At 72.3% G+C, this 25,200-nt stretch carries 16 protein-coding genes; 7 read left to right on the plus strand and 9 right to left on the minus strand.

Annotated elements, in window-relative coordinates; translation table 11 throughout:
• Positions 1 to 19 precede the first annotated feature (19 nt).
• The 4 genes from FB465_RS16005 to FB465_RS16020 all read left to right on the plus strand — a co-directional run bounded on the left by FB465_RS16005 (position 20) and on the right by FB465_RS16020 (position 15,871).
• On the plus strand, positions 20 to 6,424 hold the full coding sequence (locus FB465_RS16005; RefSeq protein WP_145791365.1) for a non-ribosomal peptide synthetase: 6,405 nt from the start codon (positions 20 to 22) through the stop codon (positions 6,422 to 6,424).
• On the plus strand, positions 6,414 to 13,472 hold the full coding sequence (locus tag FB465_RS16010) for a non-ribosomal peptide synthetase (RefSeq protein ID WP_145791367.1): 7,059 nt from the start codon (positions 6,414 to 6,416) through the stop codon (positions 13,470 to 13,472). The genes FB465_RS16005 and FB465_RS16010 overlap by 11 nt, the downstream gene beginning before the upstream one ends.
• Positions 13,469 to 14,242 carry a GNAT family N-acetyltransferase gene (locus FB465_RS16015; protein ID WP_211785796.1) on the plus strand — a complete coding sequence of 258 codons (774 nt, stop codon included), beginning with the start codon at positions 13,469 to 13,471 and terminating at the stop codon, positions 14,240 to 14,242. The genes FB465_RS16010 and FB465_RS16015 overlap by 4 nt, the downstream gene beginning before the upstream one ends.
• Before the next feature lie 174 nt (positions 14,243 to 14,416).
• Positions 14,417 to 15,871 carry a phytoene desaturase family protein gene (locus tag FB465_RS16020; protein ID WP_281292342.1) on the plus strand — a complete coding sequence of 485 codons (1,455 nt, stop codon included), beginning with the start codon at positions 14,417 to 14,419 and terminating at the stop codon, positions 15,869 to 15,871.
• Here the strand turns inward: FB465_RS16020 and FB465_RS16025 are convergent.
• The 4 genes from FB465_RS16025 to FB465_RS16040 form a co-directional block, all read right to left on the minus strand.
• Entirely contained in the window at positions 15,796 to 16,572 is a 777-nt protein-coding gene (locus FB465_RS16025) for a 4'-phosphopantetheinyl transferase family protein (protein ID WP_170290600.1), read from the minus strand. The genes FB465_RS16020 and FB465_RS16025 overlap by 76 nt on opposite strands.
• Positions 16,573 to 16,616: 44 nt before the next feature.
• Positions 16,617 to 17,642, minus strand: a complete 1,026-nt coding sequence (locus tag FB465_RS16030; protein WP_145791370.1) for a helix-turn-helix domain-containing protein — start codon at positions 17,640 to 17,642, stop codon at positions 16,617 to 16,619.
• A gap of 58 nt (positions 17,643 to 17,700) precedes the next feature.
• Positions 17,701 to 17,880, minus strand: a complete 180-nt coding sequence (locus FB465_RS16035; RefSeq protein ID WP_145791372.1) for a hypothetical protein — start codon at positions 17,878 to 17,880, stop codon at positions 17,701 to 17,703.
• A gap of 166 nt (positions 17,881 to 18,046) precedes the next feature.
• Positions 18,047 to 18,991: a LuxR C-terminal-related transcriptional regulator gene (locus tag FB465_RS16040; protein WP_425461181.1), complete on the minus strand. Its 945-nt coding sequence runs from the start codon at positions 18,989 to 18,991 to the stop codon at positions 18,047 to 18,049.
• A 414-nt stretch (positions 18,992 to 19,405) separates the two neighbouring features.
• Between FB465_RS16040 and FB465_RS16045 the strand changes: the two genes are divergently transcribed.
• The 3 genes from FB465_RS16045 to FB465_RS16055 all read left to right on the plus strand — a co-directional run bounded on the left by FB465_RS16045 (position 19,406) and on the right by FB465_RS16055 (position 22,447).
• Positions 19,406 to 20,377 (plus strand): Gfo/Idh/MocA family protein, encoded by a 972-nt coding sequence (locus FB465_RS16045; protein ID WP_170290601.1) that lies wholly within the window; start codon positions 19,406 to 19,408, stop codon positions 20,375 to 20,377.
• Between the two features lie 35 nt (positions 20,378 to 20,412).
• Positions 20,413 to 21,633 carry an aminotransferase-like domain-containing protein gene (locus tag FB465_RS16050; protein WP_145791377.1) on the plus strand — a complete coding sequence of 407 codons (1,221 nt, stop codon included), beginning with the start codon at positions 20,413 to 20,415 and terminating at the stop codon, positions 21,631 to 21,633.
• A gap of 139 nt (positions 21,634 to 21,772) precedes the next feature.
• Positions 21,773 to 22,447: a Crp/Fnr family transcriptional regulator gene (locus FB465_RS16055; RefSeq protein ID WP_030240972.1), complete on the plus strand. Its 675-nt coding sequence runs from the start codon at positions 21,773 to 21,775 to the stop codon at positions 22,445 to 22,447.
• 74 nt (positions 22,448 to 22,521) lie between these two features.
• Here the strand turns inward: FB465_RS16055 and FB465_RS16060 are convergent, their stop codons facing one another.
• The 5 genes from FB465_RS16060 to sp36 all read right to left on the minus strand — a co-directional run bounded on the left by FB465_RS16060 (position 22,522) and on the right by sp36 (position 25,166).
• Positions 22,522 to 23,343 (minus strand): MBL fold metallo-hydrolase, encoded by an 822-nt coding sequence (locus FB465_RS16060; protein ID WP_145791379.1) that lies wholly within the window; start codon positions 23,341 to 23,343, stop codon positions 22,522 to 22,524.
• A complete protein-coding gene (locus tag FB465_RS35820; RefSeq protein WP_170290602.1) occupies positions 23,340 to 23,513 on the minus strand; it encodes a hypothetical protein in 174 nt (57 codons plus the stop codon). The genes FB465_RS16060 and FB465_RS35820 overlap by 4 nt, the downstream gene beginning before the upstream one ends.
• 53 nt (positions 23,514 to 23,566) lie before the next feature.
• Positions 23,567 to 24,427, minus strand: coding sequence for an NUDIX hydrolase (locus FB465_RS16065; protein WP_246192678.1), 861 nt, complete (start codon positions 24,425 to 24,427; stop codon positions 23,567 to 23,569).
• 116 nt (positions 24,428 to 24,543) lie between these two features.
• Positions 24,544 to 25,008, minus strand: a complete 465-nt coding sequence (locus FB465_RS16070; protein ID WP_145791381.1) for a RidA family protein — start codon at positions 25,006 to 25,008, stop codon at positions 24,544 to 24,546.
• Positions 25,008 to 25,166 (minus strand): Sp36 family protein, encoded by a 159-nt coding sequence (gene sp36, locus FB465_RS16075; RefSeq protein WP_095874066.1) that lies wholly within the window; start codon positions 25,164 to 25,166, stop codon positions 25,008 to 25,010. The genes FB465_RS16070 and sp36 overlap by 1 nt, the downstream gene beginning before the upstream one ends.
• Positions 25,167 to 25,200: the final 34 nt, after the last annotated feature.

Raw genomic sequence — 25,200 nt, forward strand, 5'->3', positions numbered from 1 at the left:
ACTTGGAAATGAGGATGTTGTGAGCGTGGACAGCGGGAAGAACCCGACCGGGATCGGGCCTGCGCCCTCGGCGGAGTGGTATCCGCTCTCGTCGGGCCAGCTGGCGATGTGGCTGGTCGCGCAGACCGGCGCGTCGCACGCGGCGTACACGGTGCCGGCCGTCTACGAGTTGACGGGAGAGCTGGACACCGCGGCCCTGCGCCGCGCGTTCGAGGACCTGCTGTCGCGGCACGAGTCCCTGTGCACCGTCTTCGGCGAGGTGGACGGCACTCCCGTGCAGCGGGTCGGCGAGGACCGCACGCTCGACTGGCGGGTCGAGGCCGTGGCCGAGGGCGAGGAGGTGGAGGGCCGGATCGGCGAGTTCGTCGCACTCGACTTCGACCTCTCCTCCGGCCGGCTGCTCCGCGTGCTGCTGATCGAGCGGTCGACGACCGAGCACATTCTCGTGGTGTCGGCCCATCACATCGCGGTCGACGGCTGGTCGCTCACGGTGCTGATCGACCAGATCGCCTCCGCGTACGCCGTGTACGCCCGCGGTGGGCAGCCCTCCTCGCCGGCCCCGGAGCTCCAGTACAAGGACTACGCGTGCTGGCAGCAGCGCCTCCTGGAGGAGGGGGCCTTCGATGAGTCCCGCCGGTACTGGCTGGAGAAGTTCGACGGCGGCCCGGAGCCGCTCGACCTGCCGACCGACCGCCCCCGCCCCGCGGTGCGCACCTTCGCCGGCGAGGTCGCCCGCAGGACCTTCCCGCTCGACGCACTCGACGCACTCAAGGCCCTCTGCCGCGAGGAGCAGGCGACGCTCTACGCGGGTCTGTGCGCGCTGCTGCGGGTACAGCTCCACCGGTACACCGGCCAGCGGGACTTCGCGCTGGGCACCTCCGCGCTGGCGCGTCCCGTCCCCGAGCTCTACGACCAGATCGGCTACTACCTCAACAGCCTGGCGCTGCGGGACACCGTCGAGCCCGGTATGAGCTTCCGGGGTCTGCTGCGGGCGGTGCAGTCCACCCTCCTCGACGGTCTCCGGCACCACGAGTACCCCTTCGACCGCGTGGTCCGGGACGCGGGCGTCGCCACCGACGCCAACCGCAACGCCCTCTTCGACGTCATGGTCCTCGCTGACCAGGGCTGGGGCAGCCCGACCGAGTCGGTGGACGGACTCCGGATCCGGCACCTCGACGTACCCAACGCCCACAGCAAGATGGACCTCACGCTGTTCTTCAAGGAGACGTCCACCGGGCTGCAGGCCTCGGTGGAGTACTCGACCGAGCTCTTCGACGCGGACCGCATCGAACGGCTGCTGGAGCACTTCGGGACGCTGCTGAAGGCCGTCGCCCAGCTTCCGGACCGGCCCGTCGAGACGCTGCCGCTGCTGACCGCCCGTGAGCGCGAGCAGGTCCTGGCCGGGTTCAACCGGACGGACACCGCGTACGAGCTCGACACGCCCGTCCCCCAGCTCTTCGAGCAGCAGGTCCGGCGCACGCCCGACAGCCCGGCGACCACGGACGACCTGCGGACGCTGACCTTCGCCCAGCTCAACGCGAGGGCCAACGCCCTCGCCTGGACGCTGCGGGAGGACCACGGGGTGGGCCCGGGGACCCTGGTCACGGTCCTGATGGACCGCTCGGTCGAGCTGATGGTCGCGATCCTCGGTGTCCTCAAGGCCGGCGGCACCTACCTGCCGCTCAGCACCAAGGACCCGGTCGAGCGGCTCGAGGCGATCCTCGACGACAGCGGCAGCAGGCTCGTCCTGGTACGCGACCCGGACACCCGCTCGACGCTCGGCCCGTCCCGGGCGGTCCTCGACATCGCCTCCCCGGGCTCGCTCTCGCCGCGCGAGGACAACCCGCCGCCGCTCGCGGGGCCGGACGACCCCGGCTACTGCATCTACACCTCCGGCTCCACGGGGATGCCGAAGGGCGTGCTCATCGAGCACCGCGGCATCGTCAACCGGCTGCGCTGGATGATCGACGACCTGGGTCTCGACGAGACCGACGTCATCCTCCAGAAGACCCCCTACGTCTTCGACGTTTCCGTCTGGGAGCTGCTCCTGCCGGGCCTGATCGGCGCCCGGCAGGTGATGCTGCGCCCGGGCGGCGAGTCGGACCCGGCGGCGATCCGGGACACCATCGAGCGCCACGGCGTCACCACGCTCCACTTCGTACCGTCGATGCTGAGCCAGTACCTGGCCGCGGTCGACGACGGCTTCGCCGGGGTGCGCCGGTGCATCTGCAGCGGTGAGGAGCTCGACCGCGACCTGGCCCGGAAGTTCCTCGCCGCCACCGAGGGCCGGCCGGCCCGGCTCTTCAACTACTACGGCCCCACCGAGGCGACGGTGGACGTGACCCTGCTGCGGGTCGAGGACGGCCCAGGGCCCGTCACGATCGGGCGCCCGGCACCGAACAACCGGCTCTACATCCTCGGCGAGGACGACGAGCCGTGCCCCGTCGGCGTGACCGGTGAGCTGTGCATCGCGGGTGTCCAGGTGGCCCGCGGCTACCTGAACCGACCGGAGCTGACCGCCGAGCGCTTCACCGCCGACCCCTTCCGCCCCGGTGACCGGATGTACCGCACAGGAGACCTCGCGCGCTGGCTCCCCGACGGCGAGATCCTCTACCTCGGGCGCCGGGACGGGCAGGTCAAGGTACGCGGCTTCCGGATCGAGCTCGGCGAGATCGAGCAGGCCCTGCGCGACCAGCCGGGCGTCGAACGGGCCGTCGTCCTGCTGCAGCGCGACCGGACGGGCGGGGACTTCCTGTGCGCGTACGTGGAGGGCCCGGCATGCCCGCCCGCCGACCGGCTGCGGGACGGCCTGGCGCTGCGCCTCCCCCGGTACATGGTCCCCTCGCACTACGTGCAGACCGAGTCGATCCCCGTCACCCGGAACGGCAAGGTGGACCGGAAGGCCCTGGTCGCCCTGGCCGGGGCCCAGGTCGCGACCACCGAGTACGTACCGCCTCGTACGCAGCTGGAGCAGGACCTCCTCGACATCTGGCAGTCGCTGCTCCCGGTCGGCCGGCTCGGCGTCACCGACGACTTCTTCGTGGTGGGCGGCCACTCCCTCAGCGCACTCCAGCTGAGCTCGCGGATCAGCCGGACCTTCGGTCTCCCGATGACGGTCGCCGCGGTCTTCAAGCACCGGACGGTCGCCGAGCAGGCCCGGCTGATCACCGAGTCACCGGCGGCGCGCACGGCCCTGCCGGCCGAGCTGACGCCCCGTCCGCGGACCGAACGGCACACGCTCTCCTTCGCCCAGGAACGCATGTGGTTCCTGCACATGCTCGACCCGGAGAGCTCGGCGTACAACATCCGCGTGCTGGCCAAGCTCGACGGTCCGCTCGACCCCGAGGTGCTCCGGCAGGCCGTGCAGAGCCTGGTGGAGCGGCACGAGATGCTGCGGGTGACCTTCGTCGACGCGGGCGAGCAGACCTTCCAGGTTCCCCGTACCGACCTTCCGCTCGCCTTCGAGATCCGCGACCTCACGGCGCTGGCCCCGGAGGCGGCACGGGAAGCGGCCGCGCGTGCGGTGCGGGAGGACGACGCGAAGCCGTTCCGCCTGCGGGAGGAGTCGCCGCTGCGGGTCGCCCTGTACCGGATCGGCGACGCCGAGCACCAGTTGCTCGTCACCCTGCACCACATCGCCGGGGACGGGTGGTCGCTCCGCCTGCTGATGCGCGAGCTGTCCGCGCTGTACATGCGGCACCTCGGCGAGCCGGCCGCGGAGCTGCCCCCGCTGCCCGTGCAGTACATCGACTACGCGGAGGCGGTGCGGCACCCCGACCACCAGGAGGCCGTCGACGGCGATCTGCGGTACTGGCTGGACCGGCTCACGGACGGCCCCTCGCTGGAGCTGCCGACCGACGTTCCCGAGCCCGGGATCGACCGCACGGCGAGCGGACGGGCGTCCACGACGGTCCCGGCGGCGACCTTCCGGAAGCTGCGGGAGCTCGCCGACCGCACCTCGACGACCTCGTTCGAGATCACCATGTCCGCCCTGAACCTCGTCCTCTCCCGCCTGAGCGACCAGCAGGACCTCGTCGTGGGCTTCCCGGTGGCGAACCGTCAGAGCGTCGAGCTGGAGGGGATCGTCGGCCTCTTCCTCAACACGCTGGCCCTGCGCACCGACCTCTCCGGCAGCCCCGCCTTCACCGAGCTGCTGGAGCGGGTCAGCACGGGCATCCGCGAGGCGTACGAGCACCAGGCCGCCCCGTTCGAGCTGCTCGTCGAGCGGCTGAACCCGGTCCGCCACCTCGACCGGACCCCGGTCTTCAACGTCCTGCTGAACTACCTGGGCGCCCTGCGCGAGGAGGTCTCGATCGAGGGTGTCTCGGTCGAGTTCGACGACCACCTCTTCGAGCCCGAGGCCAAGTTCCCGCTCTCGTTCTACGTGAGCGACCGGGACGAGGGCATGCACATCGAGCTGGTCCACCGGCCCGACCTGTTCTCCCCCGCCAGGGCGCAGGCGATGCTCGAGCAGCTGCGGTTCGTGCTCGAGCAGGCCGCCGAGGCTCCGGACGACTCCATCGCCTCCTACTCGCTGGCCGTGCCCGGCACCGCGGCCGTGGCCGCCGATCTGACGCAGGCTCTCCCCGAGCCCGAGCAGCCGCCGGTGACCGAGCTGATCGCGGAGCGCGCCTCGGCCGCGCCCGACCGCATCGCCATCACGCAGGGCGCGGACGCCATCTCCTACGGCGAGCTGGTCCGGCGCAGCGAGGCCATCGCCCGGTACCTGGTCGGGCAGGGCTGTGGGCCGGGTGACGTGATCGGCGTGACCGGGCCGCGCGGCATCGGCTTCGTGACCGGTCTGCTCGGCGTGCTGAGGAGCGGCGCGACCGTCTTCCCGGTCGACCCCGCCCTGCCCGAGGGACGGCGCAGGCACCTGCTGACGATCGGCCGGCCCCGGATGTTCGTACGGGCCGAGGACGAGGAGAGCACCGAGGACGACCCGATCACCTCGGGTCTGCCGACGGTCCGCACCGACGCCCGGACCGGTCTGCTGCTGTCCGCCGCGGCGGACCCCGCCGTGCCGGCGGCGCTCGCGCCCGTGTCCTCGCAGGCGCCGGCGTACCTCTTCTTCACCTCCGGCACGACCGGGACGCCGCGCGGCGTGCTCGGCCGGCACGGCTCGCTCAGCCACTTCCTGCGCTGGCAGAGCAGCACCTTCGCCATCACCGAGGAGGACCGCTGCGCCCAGCTGACCAGCGCCTCCTTCGACGTGATGCTGCGTGACACCTTCCTGGCGCTGGTGTCGGGCGGGACTCTGGTCGTCCCGGAGCCGTCGGACGTGCTGGGCGGGAAGGCGATCTTCGGCTGGCTGGAGCGCGAGCGGGTGACCGTGCTGCACGCGGCGCCCACCGTGATGCAGTCCTGGCTGCTCGACGCTCCCTCGGGATCCCGGCTGCCCGACCTGCGGTGGACCTTCCTCGCGGGCGAGCCGCTGAAGGCCTCGCTGGTGGAGAGCCTGCGGTCGACGTTCCCCGACAGCGGCGAGATCGTGAACCTGTACGGCCCGACCGAGACCACGATGGCGAAGTTCGCCTACCCCGTCCCGCACGGCCCACTGCCGCCCGTCATGCCCGTCGGGTCACCACTGCCGCAGTGCCAGGCGATCGTCATGCGCGGCGAGGTCGTCTGCGGCGTCGGCGAGCCCGGCGAGATCGTCATCCGTACGCCGTTCCGGACGCTCGGCTATCTCGACGCCCCGGAGGCGACCGACGCCTCCTTCGTCCGCAACCCGCACCGTGACGACGACCGGGACCGGCTCTACCGCACCGGCGACATCGGGCGTTTCCGTCCCGACGGGCTGCTGGAGATCGTCGGCCGCCGGGACCACCAGATCAAGATCAGCGGCGTGCGTATCCACCCGGCCGAGATCGAGAACGCGCTCGTCGGGCATCCCCTGGTCTCGGCCTGCCTGGTAGTGGCCCACAAGGACCCGCAGAACGAGATCCACCTGGTCGCGTACGTCGTGGCCGGCACCGCGGACCCGGCACTCGGCGACCAGCTGCGCGCGCACCTCTCCGACCTGCTGCCGCGGGCGATGGTGCCGGCCGAGTTCGTGCTCCTCGACCGGATCCCGACGACACCGAACGGAAAGCCGGACCGCGCCGCCCTGCCCGAGCCGCTGTTCGCCCGGGACAAGCCGCAGACGGCGGCCGAGGCTCCCAGGACCGACGCCGAGCACCGGATCCGCGACGCCTGGGCCACGGTCCTGGGCCGGCCGGTGGCGGGCGTCAACCAGAACTTCTTCGAGCTCGGCGGCACCTCTCTGAAGCTGCTCAGGCTCTACGCACTGCTGGAGGAGAGCTTCCCGCGGACCTTCCGCGTGGCCCAGCTGTTCACCTTCCCGACGATCGCCCTGCAGGCCCGGCTGGTCGAGCCGATCCTCAGCCCCACCGAAGACGAGGTTTCCGAGCATGACTTCTGATGACACCACGGCAGTCGCGGGCCGCGACCGGACCGAGGCGCGCGACATAGCCGTCATCGGGATGGCTGTCCGGCTCCCCGAGGCCGACGACGTCCAGCAGTTCCTGGCGAACCTGCGCGACGGGCGCGACAGCGTCCGCGAACTCTCGGCCGCGCGCAGGAGCCGTACCTCGCTGCCCCTCGACGAGGACTACCAGCTGAACGGGTACATCGAGGACATCGACTCCTTCGACCACGCCTTCTTCGGCATCTCCAAGGGCGAGGCGCAGAACATGGCGCCCGAGCACCGGCTGCTGCTCCAGGTGGCCCACCAGGCGGTGGAGAACGCGGGCTACGACCCCGCGGCCCTCCACGGCAGCCGCACCTCGGTGTACGTCGGCGACACCAGGCTGGTGTACCAGCAGCTGGCCCGGACGATCGAGCCGACGATGGTGATGGGCACTCATGTGTCGGCCATGGCCGGCCGCCTGTCGAGGTTCTTCGGCCTGCGCGGGCCGGCTGCCATGGTGGACTCCTCGTGCTCCTCCGCCCTGCTGGCGGTGCATCACGCGGTGAACGACCTGGTGCTCGGCGATGCGGAGCTGGCGCTGGTCTGCGGCACCAGCCTGAACCTGTTCGGCGACCCGAAGACCGACGAGGACGGACTCGACCTCGGCATCAGGTCGGCGGACGGGAAGACCCGCACCTTCTCCGCGGACGCGGACGGGACCGGCTCCGGCGAGGCCGTCGCGGCCGTGATCCTCAAGCCGCTCGACCAGGCGCTGCGGGACGGCGACCCGGTCCACGCCGTCATCAAGGGCATCGCCGCCAACAACGTCGCCGGGCGGTCCAGCACGCTGACCGCACCGGACAGTGCGGCTCAGGCGGAGGTGATCGAGCGGGCCTGGGAGAAGGCCGGCATCGAGCCGGCCACCATCTCGTACATCGAGGCCCACGGCACCGCCACCCGCCTCGGCGACCCCATCGAGATCGAGGCCATCGATCTCGCGTTCGGCCGGGTGACCTCGGAGAAGCACTTCTGCGAGCTGTCGTCGGTGAAGAGCAACATCGGGCACACCTGGAGTGCGTCCGGCCTGGTCGGCCTGGTCAAGGCGGTGCTCGCGCTGCGGCACCGCGTCCTCTTCCCCAACCTCCACTCGCAGACCCTCAGTCCGCTGATCGACTTCGCGGACTCCGCGGTGTCCGTCACCCAGGAGCTGAAGCCCTGGGAGCCGGCGGCCGGAGTGCGCCGGGCCGGTGTCAGTTCCTTCGGGGTCATGGGCACCAACGTCCACGCGATCCTGGAGGAGGCGCCGGCTCGTACCGAGGCCGCCGAATCGCCCGCAGCCGGCTACTGGTTCCCGGTCTCCGCCAGGAGCGCGGCCTCGCTGCAGTCGAACATCGCAGCGCTGAAGCAGTGGATCGACGACCGCCCCGAGCTCCGGCTCCAGGACGTCCAGCGGACGCTGGTGAGCGGCCGAGGCCACTACCCGCACCGCCACGCCGTGACGGCCGGCAACCTCACGGAGCTGTCCCGGGCGCTCGGCGCACCGGTGACATCCGGCCCGCAGGACGGCGTGGTCACCGCCCTTCTGGTGTCGGGCCGTTGCCATGCGACCCCCGAGCTGACGCAGACCCTCCGCGGTGCGTACCCGCGGTTCGACCTGCTGTACACCGAGTGCGAGCGTGCCGCCGGGGGCGACCCGACGGACGGTCAGTTCGCCTTCCAGTACGCGTTCCACGGGCTGCTCCGCCACATCGGCCTCGACTTCCGCCACGTCGTCGGGGAGGGTGCGGGGAAGCACGTGATCGACGCCGGTGCCGGCCGGGTCGAGCTGGGCGAGGCCATCCGCCGGGCCCGGGCCGAGCGCGCGGCCGAGGCCACCGACCTCGACGCCCGCGTCGACCGGCTGCTCGCCAAGCTGACCGGGGAGCAGCGGGTGCTCTTCGTCGAGGCGGGGCCGCTCTCGACGGTCTCCCGGGCCCTCGCCGAGCGCGGCGGGGCCGGGTACGACGTCGCGGCGGTCCCGGACGGCCCGGATGCCTTCGCCGGCTTCCTGCGGGACCTGTACCTCGGCGGCACCACCTGGACCTGGGGGACGACCGCCGGCCAGGGCCGTCGGATCGAGCTCCCCTCCTACCAGTTCCAGAAGATCCGGTGCTGGCTGGACGACTCCAACGTGATCAGCCCGGCCCAGGCGGCGGCCGACTCCGCGGGCGCTGAGCAACACACCGGTCCGGTCGATGTCCTCGACGCCGTGACGGAGGTCTGGAAGGACGTCCTCGGCCTGGACACGCTGGACCTCGAGGCCTCGTTCTTCGAGCTCGGCGGCGACTCGATCAGCGGCATCCAGGTGCTCAACCGGCTGCAGACCGTCTTCGGTGTCGAGCTCGACGTGGTCGCCATCTTCGACCACGAGACCCCGCGGGCGCTCGCCCAGCACGTCGAGGAGACCGTACGCGCCGAACAGGCCGCCGCGGCGCCGGCCGTCGAGGAGCCCGCCGTCGAGGAGCCCGCGGTCGCGGAGCCGGCCGAGGCAGAGCCCTTCGCGGCCTCCCCCGCCCAGCTGCACGTCTGGCTGGCCTCCCAGTTCGAGGGCGGATCGGTCGCCTTCAACCTCACCCGTACCTTCCAGCTCACCGGCGCGGTGGACACCGACGCCCTGCAGCGCGCGCTCGACGCACTGGCGGCACGGCACGACGGGCTCAGGGCCTCGTTCACCTTCGAGGGTGAGCAGCTCATGCAGCGGGTCGCCCCGAAGCACGCCTTCACCGCACCGCTGGAGCTGCGGTCCGTCAGCGGACCGCTGCCCGGCCGGCCCGGAATCACCGGCCTGGTCCGGGAGTTCGCCGCCCGCCCGTTCGATCTCGCACACGGTCCGCTGCTGCGGGCCGAGCTGGCGAGCTTCGGCGACGGCCGGCACCTGCTGACCTTCAGCACCCACCACATCGTCGCCGACGGCTGGTCGCTCGAACTCCTCGCCCACGACCTGGGGGCGCTCTACGCCTCCTTCGCCCGGGGCGCCACCCTCGATCTGCCGCCGATCACCGTCGACTACCGCGAGCACCACCTGCAGGACGCCCAGCGGGCGGCGGGCCGTCGCGAGCAGGCCGCCGAGTACTGGCTCAGCACCTTCGAGGCGGCTCCCCCGGTCATCGACCTCCCGACCCGGACCGGCGTCGGCGGCCCGGCGTTCAGCGGTGCGTACCGGAGCTACGCGCTCCCCGAGCCGCTCTGGCAGCGGCTGAAGGCCTTCACCCGGGCCGAAGGCGGCACCGCCTTCACCTCGGTGCTGAGCGCCTTCGCCGCGCTCCTCTCCCGGTACAGCGAGCAGGGCGAGCTGGTGCTCGGCACCTCGATCGCCGGCCGGAACCGCGAGTCGCTCGAGCAGCTCGTCGGGATGCTGGTGCGGACGCTGCCGCTGCGGCTGAAGGTCGACTCCGGCAGCAGCTTCCGTGAGCTGTCCGGCCACGTCCGGGGGACGTTCAGCGATGCGCTGCACCACCTCGACTACCCGTACGAGGAGCTGGTCCAGGAGCTGCAGCAGCGCGGGCTGGCGCACTCCCCGCACCTGTTCAACGTGCTGATCGAGTTCGAGCAGTTCGCCGGCTCGGGCCAGGCTCCGCTGAGCGCGATGGCGGGCCCCGGTCTCCAGGTGTCCCCGGTCGACGTGACGCTCGAGACCAGCGTCTTCCCGCTCAACATCATGCTGGCGGAGCAGGCCGAGACGCTCGAGGCGGCCATCCGCTTCGACACCCGGCTGTTCGACGACCACGCGATCGACCGGCTCTGGGAAGCCTTCGCGGGGCTTCTCGAGGCGATGCTGGACCGTCCCACCGCCCCGCTGGAGCAGCTCCCGCTCCTCCCCGAGCCCGAGCAGCTGCGGGTACGGACGCTGGGCCACCGGGAGCTCGAGTTCGACCGCTCGCTCCAGATCCACCAGGCCGTCGAGCGCTTCGCGGCGGTCACGCCCGAGCGCGTCTGCCTGTCCTCCGCCACGGAGCAGCGCACCTATGCGCAGCTCAACGCCCGGGCGAACCGGCTCGCGAGGTACTTCTCGGAGCAGCTCCAGGTCCGGCCCGGCGAGGTCGTGGCGCTCGTCATGGACCGGTCGGTCCTGATGGTCGAGTCGATCCTGGCGCTCTGGAAGTGCGGAGCGGCCTACCTCCCGGTCGACCCGAGCTACCCGCCGGCCTTCGTGGGCATGATGCTCGAGTCCTCGAAGGTCCGCGTGGCGGCCCTGGACCCGTCGCAGGTCCCGCCGGAGCTCCGGGCGCAGGTCGCGCTCGCGGACGGCTGCCGACCGGTCGAGCTGACCGCCGCGACGGCGGCCGGGGAGAGCGATGCCGACCTCGGTCTCCCGGCCGACGAGTCGTCACTTTCGTACGTGATCTACACCTCGGGATCGACCGGCGTGCCCAAGGGCGTGATGGTCGAGCACCTCGGGATGCTCAACCACCTGCACGCCAAGATCGCCGACCTTGCGCTCTCGGAGCGCAGCGTGGTGGTCCAGAACGCTTCCAACAGCTTCGACATCTCGCTCTGGCAGATGTTCGCCGCGCTGTTCGTCGGCGGCCGGACGGTGATCGTCGAGGAGTCGCTGCAGCTCGACCCGCTCCGCTTCGCCGAGCGGATCGAGGCCGAGCGGGTCACCGTCCTGGAGGTCGTGCCCTCCTACCTGGAGGCGATGCTCGACTCCTGGGAGCGCTCGGACCGGCCGATCACGCTCGACACCCTCGAGTACCTGATGGTCACCGGTGAGGCCTGCCTGCCGCGTCAGGTCAACCGCTGGCTCGGCGCGTACCCGGGGATTCCCGTGGTGAACGCGTACGGACCCACCGAGGCCTCGGACGACGTGACCCACCACGTGATGAGCGAGCCCGTCGAGAGCGACACCGCGCCGCTCGGCAGCCCCATCCCCAACACCCTCATCTACGTGCTGGACGAGCATCTGCGGGTGTGCCCGCAGGGCGTCAGGGGCGAGATCTACGTGTCCGGGATCGGCGTGAGCCGGGGCTACCTCAACGCGCCCGAGCAGACCGCGCGGGCCTTCATGACCGACCCGTTCCAGCCCGAGCGAAGGATGTACAAGACCGGAGACAACGGCCGCTGGACGCCGGAGGGCACCCTCGAGTACCTCGGGCGGACCGACAGCCAGGTGAAGGTCCGCGGCTTCCGCATCGATCTGGGCGAGATCGAGCGGCGGGTGGACGAGTGCGCCGGGGTGAAGACGGCCGCGGTCGTCACCAAGAACGTCGGCAAGGACAAGCAGCTCTACGCGTACGTCGTGCTGGAGCCCGGCGGCTCGGTGAGCCGGGTCCGTGCCCACCTCCACCAGGAGCTGCCGCACCACATGGTGCCGGCCGACTTCGTCGAGATCGGGCAGATGCCGCTGACGTCCAACGGCAAGGTCGACCGCAAGGCGCTGCAGGCGCTGGAGGTCGCCCGGCCCCGGATGACCTCCGCGCTCCGGCCCCGTACCGACGCCGAGCGGACGCTGGTGCAGATCTGGGAGGAGGTGCTCGGGCTCGACGGCATCGGGGTGACCGACCGGTTCTTCGACGTGGGCGGCAACTCGCTGCGCGCCATCCAGGTCCTGGCCCGGGTACGCGGCCGACTCGGTGTCGAGCTCGGGCTGGAGACGCTGTTCTCCCAGCCCACGATCGCCGGCCTGGCAGCGGCGCTGGCGACGGCGGACGCGGGAACGGCCGACCCGATCACCGGCCTGGGCGGTCCCGGGACGTACGAGCCGGCGCTGTCCCAGCACCTGCTGCTGGAGATCGAGCGGACCTCCTCGGAGCGGGCCGCCTTCAACCGCAACGACTGGTACGAGCTGCGCGGTGAGGTGGACCCCGCCCTGCTGGAGCGCAGCTTCGCGCTCCTGGTGGAGCGGCACGAGAGCATGCGGACGACCTTCGACACCGTGGCGGACCAGCCGGTCCAGATCGTCCACGCGCCGGGCGCCCTCGCCCTGCCGTTCAGCGTCCACGACCTCTCGCAGGAGCCCGAGGGCGCCGTCCGGCGGTTCGTCGAGAGCCGGATCCGGGTGCCGTTCGAGCCGGCCGTCGAGCCTCTCGTCCGGGCCGACCTGCTCCGGACCGGGGAGGGCTACGCCCTGCTGACGTCGATGCATCAGCTGGTGTCCGACGGCAGCTCCGCCCAGGTGCTGCAGCAGGAGTGGCACGCCCTGTACGAAGCCCTGGCGGCCGGCCGCGACGCCGCTCTGCCGGCGCTGAGCTTCCAGTACAAGGACGTCGCCGCGTGGCGCAACGAGCGGCTGACGCCGGAGCGCCTGGCGGAGCACCGGGAGTTCTGGCACCGCGAGCTGGAGGGCGCCTCCTCGGTCGTACCGCTGCCCACGGACCGTCCGAGGCCGCCGGTCACCGCACTCGCGGGCACCCGGCTGCGGCTCGCCGTCCCCGAGGCGCTCACCGAGCGGTTCGCCGCGCTGGCGAGCGGGAACGGCGTGACCGAGTTCGTCGTCGCCCGCTGCGCGGTCGGCCTGCTGCTGCTCGCCGAGACCGGTCTGACGGACGTCACGATGGGGACGTACACCCGGGGAAGGAACCGCCTCGACCTCGAGGACCAGATCGGCTTCCACATCAACACCGTCCCGCTGCGGTTCCGGCTGTGGCCCGAGGACGATGTGCGGGGCATGCTGGCCCGCGCCCAGCACGACGTCCTGCAGGCCTTCCAGCACGAGGACTACCCGTACGGCTGGACGATGCGGGAGCTCGGCTGGGAGCGGAGCCCCGACCGGAGCCCGATCTTCGACGTCATGGTCGCGATGGACCAGTTGGACGGCCCGGCCCGCGACGGAGCCGACGGCCGACGGAGCGTCAGCTTCGAACCGCAGGAGCTGCCGCGCCGCTCGAAGGAGGCCGACCTCCAGTTCGTCTTCATCCGCTCCTCGGACAGCCTGGAGCTGGCGGTGACCTACAACAGCGAGATCTTCTCGCCCGAGCGTGCTCAGCAGTTCATGCTCCGGCTCCGAACTATCCTCGGAGCCATGGTGGAGGACCGCCCGGTCGTCGAGATCCTGAAGCTTCAAGAGGAGTCCCCGAAGTGAGCGAGAAGAATGTGACCGCCGAGATCCTGGCGGGCCTCGACCGTGAGCGCAGGGCCTCCGGCGAGCCGGCCTCGCACGGAGGCGTCGTACGGGAGTTCTCGGCCGACCGTTCCGAGTGCCGGATCGTCTTCTCGCACTGCGCGGACGCCGAGATCGAGGACGTCATCCGCGAGGAGATGGCCCTGGCCCGCGCCGCCGGTTACACCCTGGAGTGGAAGGTCTACGGCCATGACGCTCCGTCGGACCTGGGAGAGCGCCTGGTCGCCGCCGGCTTCGAGGCCGACGACGTGGAGAACGTACTGGTGCTGCCCCTGGACAAGGCGGCGACGGCGGCCTTCGAGACCACCGGCTGCGAGGTCAGGCGCGTCCACGACGAGCAGGGCCTGGCCGACTACGCCGAGATCTCCCGCGAGATCGGCCGCCGGAACAGCGAGGAGGAGAAGCACCAGCTGGGGCTCGCCCTGCGGGACGCGCCGGAGGAGATGAGCATCCACATCGCCTACGTCGACGGCGAGCCCGTCGCGTGCGGGCGGGTCTACTTCAAGGAGGGCAGCGAGTACGCCGAGCTGGCCGGCGGGCGGACCAAGACCACGCACCGGAAGCAGGGGCTTTTCACGGCCCTCGTCGGCGCCCGCCTGAAGGAGGCGCTCGAGCGGAACCGCACCCATGTGTTCGTCGACGCGCTCCCCACCTCGGAGCCCACCCTCAGGAAGCGGGGATTCCAGCTCGTCACCCACACCCAGCCCTTCGTGTACGAGCCCAGCTCCTGAGTGGTGAGGCAGCGGGGTAACCACAGGGGCGCGTGGGGGCACCTCCCGGCCGAAGGCTGGGGGAGAACTGCGCGCGGCGGGAGGGTACAGACCGTTGCCTTCCGATCTCGCGCAGATCCCCGCGCCCCTGGGATGCCCGATCCTGATCGACAACCCCCGAGGAGGGGACCAACGGTGGTAGCGGAAGTCGTCGTGGTGGGCACCGGGCCGAACGGCCTGGCCGCCGCGGTCACCATGGCCCGGGCCGGCCTTCACGTCGAGATGTACGAGGCGGCGGACGACATCGGGGGCGGGCTGCGGTCCAAGCCGCTCTTCCGCGAGGACGTCCTGCACGACATCTGCTCGGCCGTCCACCCGATGGCCGCGGCGTCCGGATTCTTCCGGGAGTTCGACCTCCCCGCCCGTGGCGTGGAGTTGCTGCAGCCGGAGATCGGCTACGCCCACCCGCTCGACGGCGGGCGGGCCGGGCTCGCGTACCGCAGCCTCGACGTGACCTGCGAACACCTCGGCCCGGACGGGCCGAAGTGGCGTGCGCTGATGCGCCCGCTGCTGGAACACAGCCGCGGTCTGGTGGACTTCATGCTCTCGGGCCAGCGGAGCCTGCCGGACGATCCGGCCGTGCCCTTCCTGCTGGCCCGGCGGATCCTCGAGCACGGCACGCCGTTGGCCACCCGGCAGTTCGCCGGGGACGAGGCAGCCGCGCTGCTCGCGGGCGTCGCGGCGCACGTGGTCGGCCGGATGCCCACGCCCTCGTCGGCCGCGGTGGCCCTGATGCTCGGTCACCTCGCGCACGGTACGGGCTGGCCGGTGCCGCGGGGCGGCAGCGTGCGGATCGCCGAGGCCATGGCCGCGGATGTGGCGGCCCACGGCGGAAAGATCGTCACCGGGCAGCGGGTGACCGACATCCGGGAGTTCCGGAGTGCGCGGGCCGTCTTCCTCGACGTCGGACCGAAGGAGTTTCTGGCGATCGGCGGCCCCGTGCTGCCGAGCGCGTACCAGCGGGGCCTGCGCTCCTTCCGCTACGGGCCGGGGGCCGCGAAGGTCGACTTCCTGGTCTCGGAGCCGATCCCCTGGGCCAATCCGCTGGTGGGCAGGGCCGGTACGGTCCACCTCGGCGGCACGCAGCAGGAGATCTTCCGTCAGGAGAGCCTGGTGGCCCGGGGAGCGCGCGGGGGCGAACCGTTCGTCCTGGTGGTCGATCCCTGCGCGGCGGACCCGGGCCGGGCCGCCGACGGGTACCGGCCGGTCTGGGCCTACGCCCACGTGCCGAACGGCGACACCACCGACCCGGTGGCGCTGGTGACCGCCCGCATCGAGCGGTACGCACCCGGGTTCGCCGAGACGGTGGTCGCCCGGCAGGGGATCAGCGCGGCGGAGTTGGAGCACTACAACCCGAACTACGTGGGCGGTGACATCGCCGCCGGGGCCGTGACGCTGAAGCAGTCCGTGTTCCGGCCGACACCGCGCTGGGACCCCTGGCGAACGCCGCTCCGGGGGGTCTACCTCTGCTCCGCCGCCACTCCTCCGGGGCCGGGCGTGCACGGCATGCCGGGTTATCTGGCCGCGAGGTCGGCGCTGCGGAGGGAGTTCGGGATCCGCGACGTGCCCTCGCTGGCTCCGGTGCGCTGACCCCGCGCCCGGCTGCCGCTCACGCCGCCCGGGCCGAGCGAGCGGGAGAGCCGGTACTCCTGACCGCCGCCGGCCGCCGGGGCCCGTAGGGCGAAGGAGGCGGCATGGGCGGGGCCGGCCGGGAGGTCGGTGATGGTCCAGGCGGGGGGCATGGCGGCGCGTCCGGTGCTGCCGAGGTAGTCGGCGGCGGGATTGCGGCCGAAGCCGGTACCGAGGCCCTTGAGGTAGGCCTCCTTCCGGGTCCACAGCCGGGCGAACTCCTCGGCCCGGCGAGCGGCCGGGGCCGCCGCCAGATCCGCCTGCTCCGCGGGGTGGAACACCGCCGCGAGCTCGGCCACGGCCTGCGCGTCGGGCACGGCCTCGACGTCGACGCCGATGGGGTGGTCGGCGATGCCGATCAGGATCAGGTCGCCGCCGTGGGAGAGGGAGAAGTGCGGCACGGCGGAGTCGGCCAGCCGGGGGCGGCCGTTCGGACCGCCGCAGCAGGGGCAGGGCTCGCGGTCGAAGCGCAGCTCGGCCGGGTCGGCGCCGACCCGGCGGCCGAGGACTCGGCGCAGGGCGGTGTGGGCGAACAGGTAGCGCACCCGGTCACGCTCGTGGACGAAGCCCGCGGCCCGCTTGCGCTCGGCGGGGCCGAGGGTACGGGCGTCGACGTCGTCCTCGGCCACGGTGGAGCCGTCGAGCAGCCAGAGGTCGGTCACGACGGGCTCCGGACGGGTGTTGACGGACGGTGGGAACACGGCGCTCAGGCCGCGCGCTCGCCGGCCGGGGCGTTGCCCAGCCGGCCGCGGCGGTTCAGCTCGATCGCGGCCTGGAACCGGGTCTGCACACCCAGCCGCTCCAGCAGGGCGGAGATCATCCGGCTGAGTGTCCGGGAGGAGACGCCCAGGCGGCGTGCGATGGCGTCGTCCTTCACGCCCTCGGCGAGCAGCCGGATCAGCACGTCCTCCACCGGGCTCGTCTGCGGGGCGCCGGCATCGGCGACCACGTCCTCCTGGAAGGGGGTCGCCAGGGTCCAGCAGTGCTCGTAGAGCGCACGCAGCGTGGGGACCAGTTCGGTGCCGTGCACGGCGAGGGCACCGCGCGCGCTGTCCTCGGGGTCGACCGGGACCAGCGCCAGATCCCGGTCGACGACCAGCATCCGCTGGGGCAGGTGGGTGGCCACCCGTACCTGTGCACCCGCCAGCGACAGCTCCCTGAGGTAACCCGCCATCAGGGGGTCGCGCGCGTGGCGGTGGAGGAACAGCGCGCGGACCTCGATGCCGGCGCCCAGCATTCCCAGGTCCCGCAGCAGCATCTCGTCGAGGGCCGGGGCGGTCGGGATGCTCCCCGCGTGCATCCACCAGGCATCGTGCCGGGCCAGGCTGGCCGCGCCGTCCAGGAAGGAGTCCACCTGCTCCGTGGTGGAGAGGGCCTCGACCTCCAGCGTCCTGCGCTGCGGCGCGCGCAGGTCCAGGAAGTCCCGCATGACGGTGGTGATCGCCTCGCGGGTGTGCGCGACCTGCTCCTGGTGCCGGGCGAGCTGCCGGTCCTCCATCGCGAACAGCCGGGTCAGCGCGACGTCGGGGGCCACCGCGGCGTATCCGCTGGGTGTGCTCGGCGCCGGGCGGAGCAGGCCGACCGACTCCAGCCGGTCCAGCGCCTCCTCGACGACCGACTCGGCAACGCCCAGCCGCGCTGCCGCCTCTCTCACCGTCCAGCCGGTCTGCCGCAGTGCGGTCTCGTAGACCCGCTGCTCCAGTGCCTCGGGGGCTACCGTTCCCCTCGCCATTCCCCGCTCCGATGCCAAGTGCTGTCTGCCGTACCGAGCCCAGATTCGCGGCGGTGGGTCAGCCGCCCCAGGTCAGGTCGTTGAGGGACGCGACGGCGGCGACGTGGGTACGGGGGGCGGGGGTGGGGTCGGCCTGCGCCGCCACGGTGGACACCAGCGCGAGCGCGGCCACCGCCAGCGCGGCACGGGTGGCGATCTTGACGAGGAACGACGGGCGGGAAGAGCGCGACCGGGTCACGGCAGGTCTCCTGAGTAGTGGTTCTCCGGCTGTCTGAATGTTCGGCCGGCACGACCTACTCTCTGCGGGCGCCGGGGTCACCGGAAGAGATCAAGGCTGGACGAAAGCGTCCTTGGCATGTTCCGTCCAGCAAATTCCGGCCCGATCGGCCGATTCCGGCCAGGCCTCAGCGACCGGGCGGCAGCCAGCCGTCCTGGACGGCGTGCACGCCTGCCTGGAACCGGCTCCGGGCGTCCAGTCGCTCCATCAGCTCGGCCGCTATCCTCCGGGCGGTGCGCGGCGAGACGCCCAGCCGCTTGGCGATCGCCTCGTCGGTCATGCCCTCGGCGAGCATCCGCAGGGTCTCCGCCTCCTGCGGAGCCAGGCCGTGCCGGTCCGGGCAGGCCGAGTCGCCCAAGGGGACGGCGCCGGCCCAGACGCTCTCGAAGAGTGCGCACAGGGCGGAGACCACGGTGGCACCGGTCAGGATCACCGCGCCGGCACGGGCGTCGCTGGTGTCCAGGGGCAGTACGGCGAGCCTGCGATCGATGATGATCATGCGGGTAGGCAGGGACGGCGCCGTCCGCACCCGGCCACCCCGGCTGTTCAGCCAGGCCACATGGTCCAGCGTGGGCTGATCGTTGCGGATGCTGTCCAGGTAGATGGTCCGCATCTGCACCCCGCGGTCGAACAGCGCGGCGTTGGGCCCGCGACTGGCCCGCAGGTCCTCCTCGGTGTGCGCGCCGCCGGGGGCGAAGGTCATCACCGCCTCCTCGGCGGTCTCGCCGAGCTCGGCCAGCCGCTCCCGGATGGCGTCGGCCCCGAGGAGCCGCTCCGATTCCGTCGTCGGCTGCGGACTGCCCAGGATCGAGCACTCGGCGATCAGCTGGGCCGCGGCCGCCCGCGAGGCCTCCAGACGCTGCTGCTGGGCGGCCAGCTCCGCCTGCTGCCGGGCCAGCAGCAGCTCCATCGCGACCTCGGGGTTGACCGTGTGGAAGCCCGCCCCCTGGCCGCCCCTGCGCCTCACCAGCGCCAGGGCGCTGAGTCGGTCCAGGGCCGTACGCAGCTCCGCTTCCGTGATCGCCAGCCGCACCGCCAGCTCGCCGAGCCCCACGGGGGGCTCCGCGAGCATGGCCCGGTACACCCTTTCCGACAACGAGTCCAGTCCCAGAGTTTCCAGCACCGTCCCCCCCCTTTCACGATCACCGGCCGAACGTTCGGGATTCTAGAAGATCCTATGAGGTGAACGGGCAGGTGAAGCCCCGCCCCCGTACCGGCAAAAGCGCTGTAGCAACTTCCCGCGAGGGCACCGGCCATCCGCCCTCCGGGCGGGCCTCGGACCGGATGCTGAGACGGCGGGCCCGGCTGGCGCCCGGACGACGTGGCGGCTATCCGCACACCGCGAGGGCTGGTCGGGATCACGGCACGGAGATCAGGATGGCCCGGACGGCGAGCGGCGCGGGCGGGGGCCACGGACGCAGACGAGCACCTCGAGATTGTGGGAAAGCATGCAGGCGCAGGCAGTGGACCGGCCGGGAGGCCTGGGGTGACGCGAGTCGGCGTGGCCCTGGTCGGTTTCGGAGCCGCCGGCCGGCAGCACCTCCAGGCCCTTGCGCGGGCCGACTTCGCGGACCTGCGCGGCGTCCTGGAGCAGAACCCGGCGGCCAGGACTCCCGCGGGGACCGCCAGGTACCTCTCCTGGGAGCAGCTGCTCCGGGACCCCTCGGTGCAGCTGGTGTCCCTGTGCACCCCGCCGGGCGGCCGGGCCGAGCTGGCCCGACAGGCCCTGGCGGCCGGCAAGGCCGTCCTGCTGGAGAAGCCGCCTGCGGCCTCGACCGCCGAACTCGACCTGCTGGTGGAGCTGTCCGAACGGAGCGGGCGCCCGGTCGGCGTGATGCTCCAGCACCGGTTCGGGGTGCCCGAGGAGGTGCTCGGCCGTACCTGGCAGCCCGCCGCCACCGCCCTGCTGGAGGTCTCCCGCTACCGCCCCGCCGCGTACTTCCAGCGGGCGTCCTGGCGGCACGACCCGGCACTCGCACTGGGCGGGATCACCGCCCACCTCGGGGTGCACTACCTGGACCTGGCCTGCCAGCTGCTGGGCGAGCCGGCCGAGGTGAAGCTCGCCGGGGCCCGCCAACTGGTACCGGGCATCGACACCCGGGCGGCCGGAGTGGTCCGCTTCACCGGCGGGGGCACCCTGAGTTTCGCCGTGACCGCCGAGTCCGTCGCGCGTACGGAACGGTTGACGATCCTCGACGCGGACCAGTGCCTGCTGGTCGAGAACGGCCGGATCGCGCTCGACGGCGGCGCGGGACCGGCCGGCCACCGCGCCGCGTCCGCCTCCGAACTGCGCGGCGAGGTGTACCGGGACATGGCCCGGGCGATCGCCGCCGGCCGGCAGCCCCGGCGCTGCCACCTCGCCGGCGCCCGCGCGGTGACGATGATCCTGGAGTCCGTGCAGCAGCAGCTCGTGGCGTGCGGACGAGCGGCGCCGGCCGAGCCACTGCTGCACCGATGAACGTCCGCCGGCACCTTCCCGAAAGAAGCCCCCGTATGCCGACCTCCCCGCCCGTGCTCACCGACCTGCTGGCCCGGCGCACCCGCTTCGCCCGCTCCGACGCGATCCGCGACATCCTCGCGGCCGGAGCCGCACCGGGCGTGCTCTCGATGGCCGGCGGTCTGCCGGCTCCGGACACCTTCCCGACGGAGGAACTGGCCCGGATCTTGGACCGGGTGCTGACCGAATCGGCGGCCGCCGCGCTGCAGTACTCGCCGACCGAGGGCGTACCCGCGATGCGCGAGGTCCTTGCCCGGCTGGCCAGTGCCACGGGCGCCCCCGTGACCGCGGACCGCGTCCTGGTCACCGGCGGCAGCCAGCAGGGGCTCGACCTCGTCGCCGGCATCCTCCTGGAGGAGGGCGACGTCGTGGCGCTCGACGACCCCAGCTACCTCGGCGCCGTACAGTCCTTCCGCCGGGCGGGAGCCCGGCTGCTGCCGATACCCAGCGACGCGGACGGCATGGACACCGACGCACTGGAGGAACGGCTCACCGCCGGCGCCCGATGCAAGGTCGTGTACGTTGTGCCGCATTTTCACAATCCCAGCGGCGCGGTACTGTCCGTCCACCGACGACGTCACCTGGCCGCCCTGGCCGAGAAATTCGGATTCGTGATCGTCGAGGACGATCCCTACGCCGATCTGGCCTTCGACGGGACGCGGCAGCCCTCCGTCGACATGCTCAGCGAGCGGGTGGTGCGGCTGATGAGCCTGTCGAAGACCCTCTGCCCCGGGCTGCGGGTGGGCGGACTCGTCGCCCCCGCGTCGCTCGTCCCCGAACTCGCGGGCGCCAAGCAGTGCGCCGACCTGCAGACCAACACGCTGGGTCAGCACGTCCTGGCCCGGCTGCTCGCCGACCCCGGCTTCCTGCCCGGGCACGTCGCTCGACTGCAGGACTTCTACCGGGGCCGGGCAGGCCACCTGTCCGGCCTGATCGAGAGCCGGCTGCCCTGGCTGGACTTCGAGCGCCCGCGCGGCGGCCTCTTCTTCTGGTGCACGGTCACCGCACCCGGGATCGACTCCGGCAGCCTGGCCCGTACCGCCCTCGCCGAGGGCGTCGCGGTCGTGCCCGGCGCTCCGTTCTGCATCGAACGGGACGGCTCGCGCAACCTCCGGCTGTCCTTCGCGACCCTCACGGAAGCGCAGCTGCTCTCGGCCGTCGACCGGCTCTCGGCCGCCTTCGAGAAGGCTTCGGTGGCCCTCGAAAGTCACCGATGAGTACAAATGGCCCCGTACCGTACTCCTCGCCCGACCCCCTCCTCATATGATCGGAGCGACATGCGTCATCCTTGGTGATGCAGTCTTGACCAGAAGTCTTGACGAGAAGCACCGCCCCACACCCAGCAGGAGGAAGCACGTGGACGACGTTCTGCGGCGTGCCGCGCTGTTCGCGGCTCTCGATGACGAGCAGGCCGGCGAGCTGCGTGCCTCCATGACCGAGGTGACGCTCGCCCGTGGCGAGTCGCTGTTCCACGAGGGCGACCCGGGCGACCGGCTGTACGTCGTCGCCGAGGGCAAGGTCAAGCTGCACCGGGCCTCGCCGGACGGGCGCGAGAACATGCTCGCGGTGCTCGGCCCCAGCGAGATGATCGGTGAGCTGTCGCTCTTCGACCCCGGACCGCGTACCGCCACCGCGAGCGCGCTGACCGAGGTCAAGCTGCTCGGCCTCGGCCACGGCGACCTGCAGCCCTGGCTGCACGCCCGCCCCGAGGTCTCGATCGCGCTGCTCCGGGCCATCGCCCGCCGTCTGCGCCGGACCAACGACGTCATGTCGGACCTGGTCTTCTCCGACGTCCCCGGCCGTGTCGCCAAGGCGCTGCTGGACCTCTCCCGGCGCTTCGGCGTGCAGTCCGAGGAGGGCATCCACGTCGCCCACGACCTCACCCAGGAGGAGCTGGCCCAGCTGGTCGGCGCCTCCCGCGAGACGGTCAACAAGGCGCTGGCGGACTTCGCCGGCCGCGGCTGGCTCAAGCTGGAGGCCCGCGCGGTGGTCCTGATGGACGTCGAGCGGCTGTCGCGCCGGTCGCGCTGACCCGGACGTGACGAAGGGCCCGTGAGCCGGTGGACGGCTTGCGGGCCCTTCGACGTCTGCTCGTTCGGTCAGCCTCAGATCAACCCGTGGTCCTCCAGGTAGCTGAGCTGGGCCCGGACCGAGAGCTCGGCGGCCGGCCAGAGCGCCTTGTCCACGTCGGCGTAGACCCGCGCGACCACCTCGGCGGCCGTCCGGCAACCCGCCTCGACGGCGGTCTCCACCTGGGCGAGCCGGTTGGCCCGGTGGGCGAGGTAGTAGTCGACGGCGCCGAGCGCGTCCGCGAGCACCGGGCCATGACCGGGCAGCACGGTCCGCACGGCGCGCTCGGCCGCCATGGTGTGCAGGCGGCGCAGCGAGTCCAGGTAGTCGCCGAGCTTCCCGTCCGGGTGGGCGACCATGGTCGTGCCCCGGCCGAGCACGGTGTCGCCGGTCAGGATCGCGGCGTCGGCGGGGAGGTGGAAGGTCAGCGAGTCGGCGGTGTGGCCCGGGGTGGAGATCACCCGCAGCTCGAGGCCGCCGATGTCCAGGACCTGGCCGCCGTGCAGCCCCTCGGAGCCCAGCCGGTGCGCCGGGTCCAGCGCGCGTACCTCGGTGCCGGTCAGTTCGGCGAAGCGGGCGGCGCCCTCGGCGTGGTCGTGGTGGCCGTGGGTGAGCAGGGTCAGCGCGATGCGCTTGCCCTGCTGCTCCGCGAGTTCGATGACACGGCGCAGGTGCCCCTCGTCGAGCGGGCCGGGGTCGACCACGGCGGCGAGCCGGGAGCCCGGCTCGGAGAGCAGCCAGGTGTTGGTGCCGTCCAGCGTCATCGGCGAGGGGTTGGGCGCCAGGACGCAGAGCGCCCGAGGGGTGGCCTCGCCGCCGACGGTGGCGGCGGGGTCACCCGGAAGGAGACCGCTCACCGGCCGCCCTCGCTGATACGGATCAGGCTGCGTGCCTGCAGGGGGCGCTCCAGGGCCCGGACGGTCGGGTCCGGCAGCGTGGGGCCCTCCTGGAGGCCGAGCGTACGAGGGGTGAGACTGCGGGCGGGCAGGGTGCGCGCCGTCCGGCGAGCCACGTCGTTGTGGTTCATCGGGCGAGGTCCTTCCTTCGGCTGATTCTTACTGCTTCTTAGCTCGGTGACTCTTACTGCGGGTAGGTTCCGTCGATGGTCAGCTCTTCATACCCCGACCATCGCACCGTCATTCGATCGCCGGCCACCACGGCCCGGCCCAGGATCGGCTCGATCCTGCGGTCGGCGGCCGCCGCCAGCGCCTCGGCAGCCGTACGGACCGTCAGCAGCTCGCGCAGGACCGTCACGGTCGGCGGCAGCATGCCGTACCGGCCCTCCTCCCGGCCCCGGACGGCCTCCGCGGGCGCCAGCCAGGCGACCCGGTCGGCCTCGCCGACCTGCTGGGCCGCCTGCTGGCCCTCGGGCATGGTGGCGACGAAGAACCAGGTGTCGTAGCGGCGCTCCTCGAACTCCGGGGTGATCCAGCGCGCCCAGCCGCCCAGCAGGTCACTGCGCAGCACCAGCTCGTGCTTGCGGAGGAAGTCGGCGAAGGAGAGCTCGTGCGCCTCCAGCGCGGCCCGCTCGGCGGTCCAGTCCCGGGGCTCCGCCGTGGTCGCCGCGTCCGGGCCCGCCAGCAGGACGCCGGCCTCCTCGAAGGTCTCCCGGACGGCAGCGCAGACCACCGCCTGCGCCGTGGCGGCGTCCAGCCCGAGCCGCTCGCCCCACTCCGCCGGGGACGGCCCGGCCCAGCCGAGCTCGACCTCCGCGTCGCGCGGGTCGACCCCGCCCCCCGGGTAGGCGTACATCCCGCCCGCGAACGCCATCGAGGCGCGACGGCGCAGCAGGTACGCCTGCGGCCCGTCCGCGCCGTCCCGCAGCAGCACCACGGTGGCGGACGGCTTCGGTACGGGCGGGGTCAGCTCGCCGGCCGCGAGCGCGCGGATCCGGGCGGGCCAGGCCGGCGGCATCGGGAGCGGCATTGCTCGGTGATCCATGCCCGGATGCTAAGCGTGCGAGGGGCGGGGTTGGAAGACCCAACCCCGCCCACCTGCCTCAATCGGCGATCTGGCGCCGGTTGAGGCACCAATTGAGGCTCCGACCGAGGCGCCGATCAGGCGCTGACCCGGACCTGGATCTCGACCTCGACGGGGGCGTCCAGCGGCAGCACCGCGACACCCACCGCGCTGCGGGCGTGCACGCCGGCCGCGCCCAGCACCTCGCCGAGCAGCTCGCTGGCGCCGTTGACCACGCCGGGCTGCCCGGTGAAGTCGGGTGCGGAGGCGACGAAGCCGACCACCTTGACGACCTGCTCGATCTTGTCGAGGTCGCCGATCACGGACTTCACGGCGGCCAGCGCGTTGAGCGCGCAGATCTGCGCGAGCGCCTTGGCCTGCTCCGGGGTGACCTCGGCGCCGACCTTGCCGGTGTCCTTCAGCTTGCCCGCGACCATCGGCAGCTGGCCGGAGGTGAAGACATGCTCGCCCGAGCGGACGGCCGGGACGTACGCGGCAACCGGCGCGGCCACCTCGGGGAGGGTCAGACCGAGCTCGGCCAGCCTCTCCTCAACCTTGCTCATCAGCTCTTCTCCCGCTTGAGGTAGGCAACCAGCTGCTCGGGGTTGTTCGGGCCCGGGACGACCTGGACGAGCTCCCAGCCGTCCTCGCCCCAGGTGTCCAGGATCTGCTTGGTGGCGTGCACGAGCAGCGGCACGGTGACGTATTCCCACTTGGTCATGGGGGTGACTCTAGACGAGCCGAGGGCCCGGGGT

This window comes from Kitasatospora atroaurantiaca (assembly GCF_007828955.1).
Lineage (GTDB): Bacteria > Actinomycetota > Actinomycetes > Streptomycetales > Streptomycetaceae > Kitasatospora > Kitasatospora atroaurantiaca.

What these genes read in the sequence shown, in the direction of transcription:
- FB465_RS16010 (WP_145791367.1), top strand. Translation starts at nt 6,414, where the DNA reads ATGACTTCTGATGACACCACGGCAGTCGCGGGCCGCGACCGGACCGAG.
- sp36 (WP_095874066.1), bottom strand. Translation starts at nt 25,166, where the DNA reads ATGACCAAGTGGGAATACGTCACCGTGCCGCTGCTCGTGCACGCCACC.
- FB465_RS16070 (WP_145791381.1), bottom strand. Translation starts at nt 25,008, where the DNA reads ATGAGCAAGGTTGAGGAGAGGCTGGCCGAGCTCGGTCTGACCCTCCCC.
- FB465_RS35820 (WP_170290602.1), bottom strand. Translation starts at nt 23,513, where the DNA reads ATGAACCACAACGACGTGGCTCGCCGGACGGCGCGCACCCTGCCCGCC.
- FB465_RS16040 (WP_425461181.1), bottom strand. Translation starts at nt 18,991, where the DNA reads ATGCTCGCGGAGCCCCCCGTGGGGCTCGGCGAGCTGGCGGTGCGGCTG.
- FB465_RS16050 (WP_145791377.1), top strand. Translation starts at nt 20,413, where the DNA reads ATGCCGACCTCCCCGCCCGTGCTCACCGACCTGCTGGCCCGGCGCACC.
- FB465_RS16065 (WP_246192678.1), bottom strand. Translation starts at nt 24,427, where the DNA reads ATGGATCACCGAGCAATGCCGCTCCCGATGCCGCCGGCCTGGCCCGCC.
- FB465_RS16030 (WP_145791370.1), bottom strand. Translation starts at nt 17,642, where the DNA reads ATGGCGAGGGGAACGGTAGCCCCCGAGGCACTGGAGCAGCGGGTCTAC.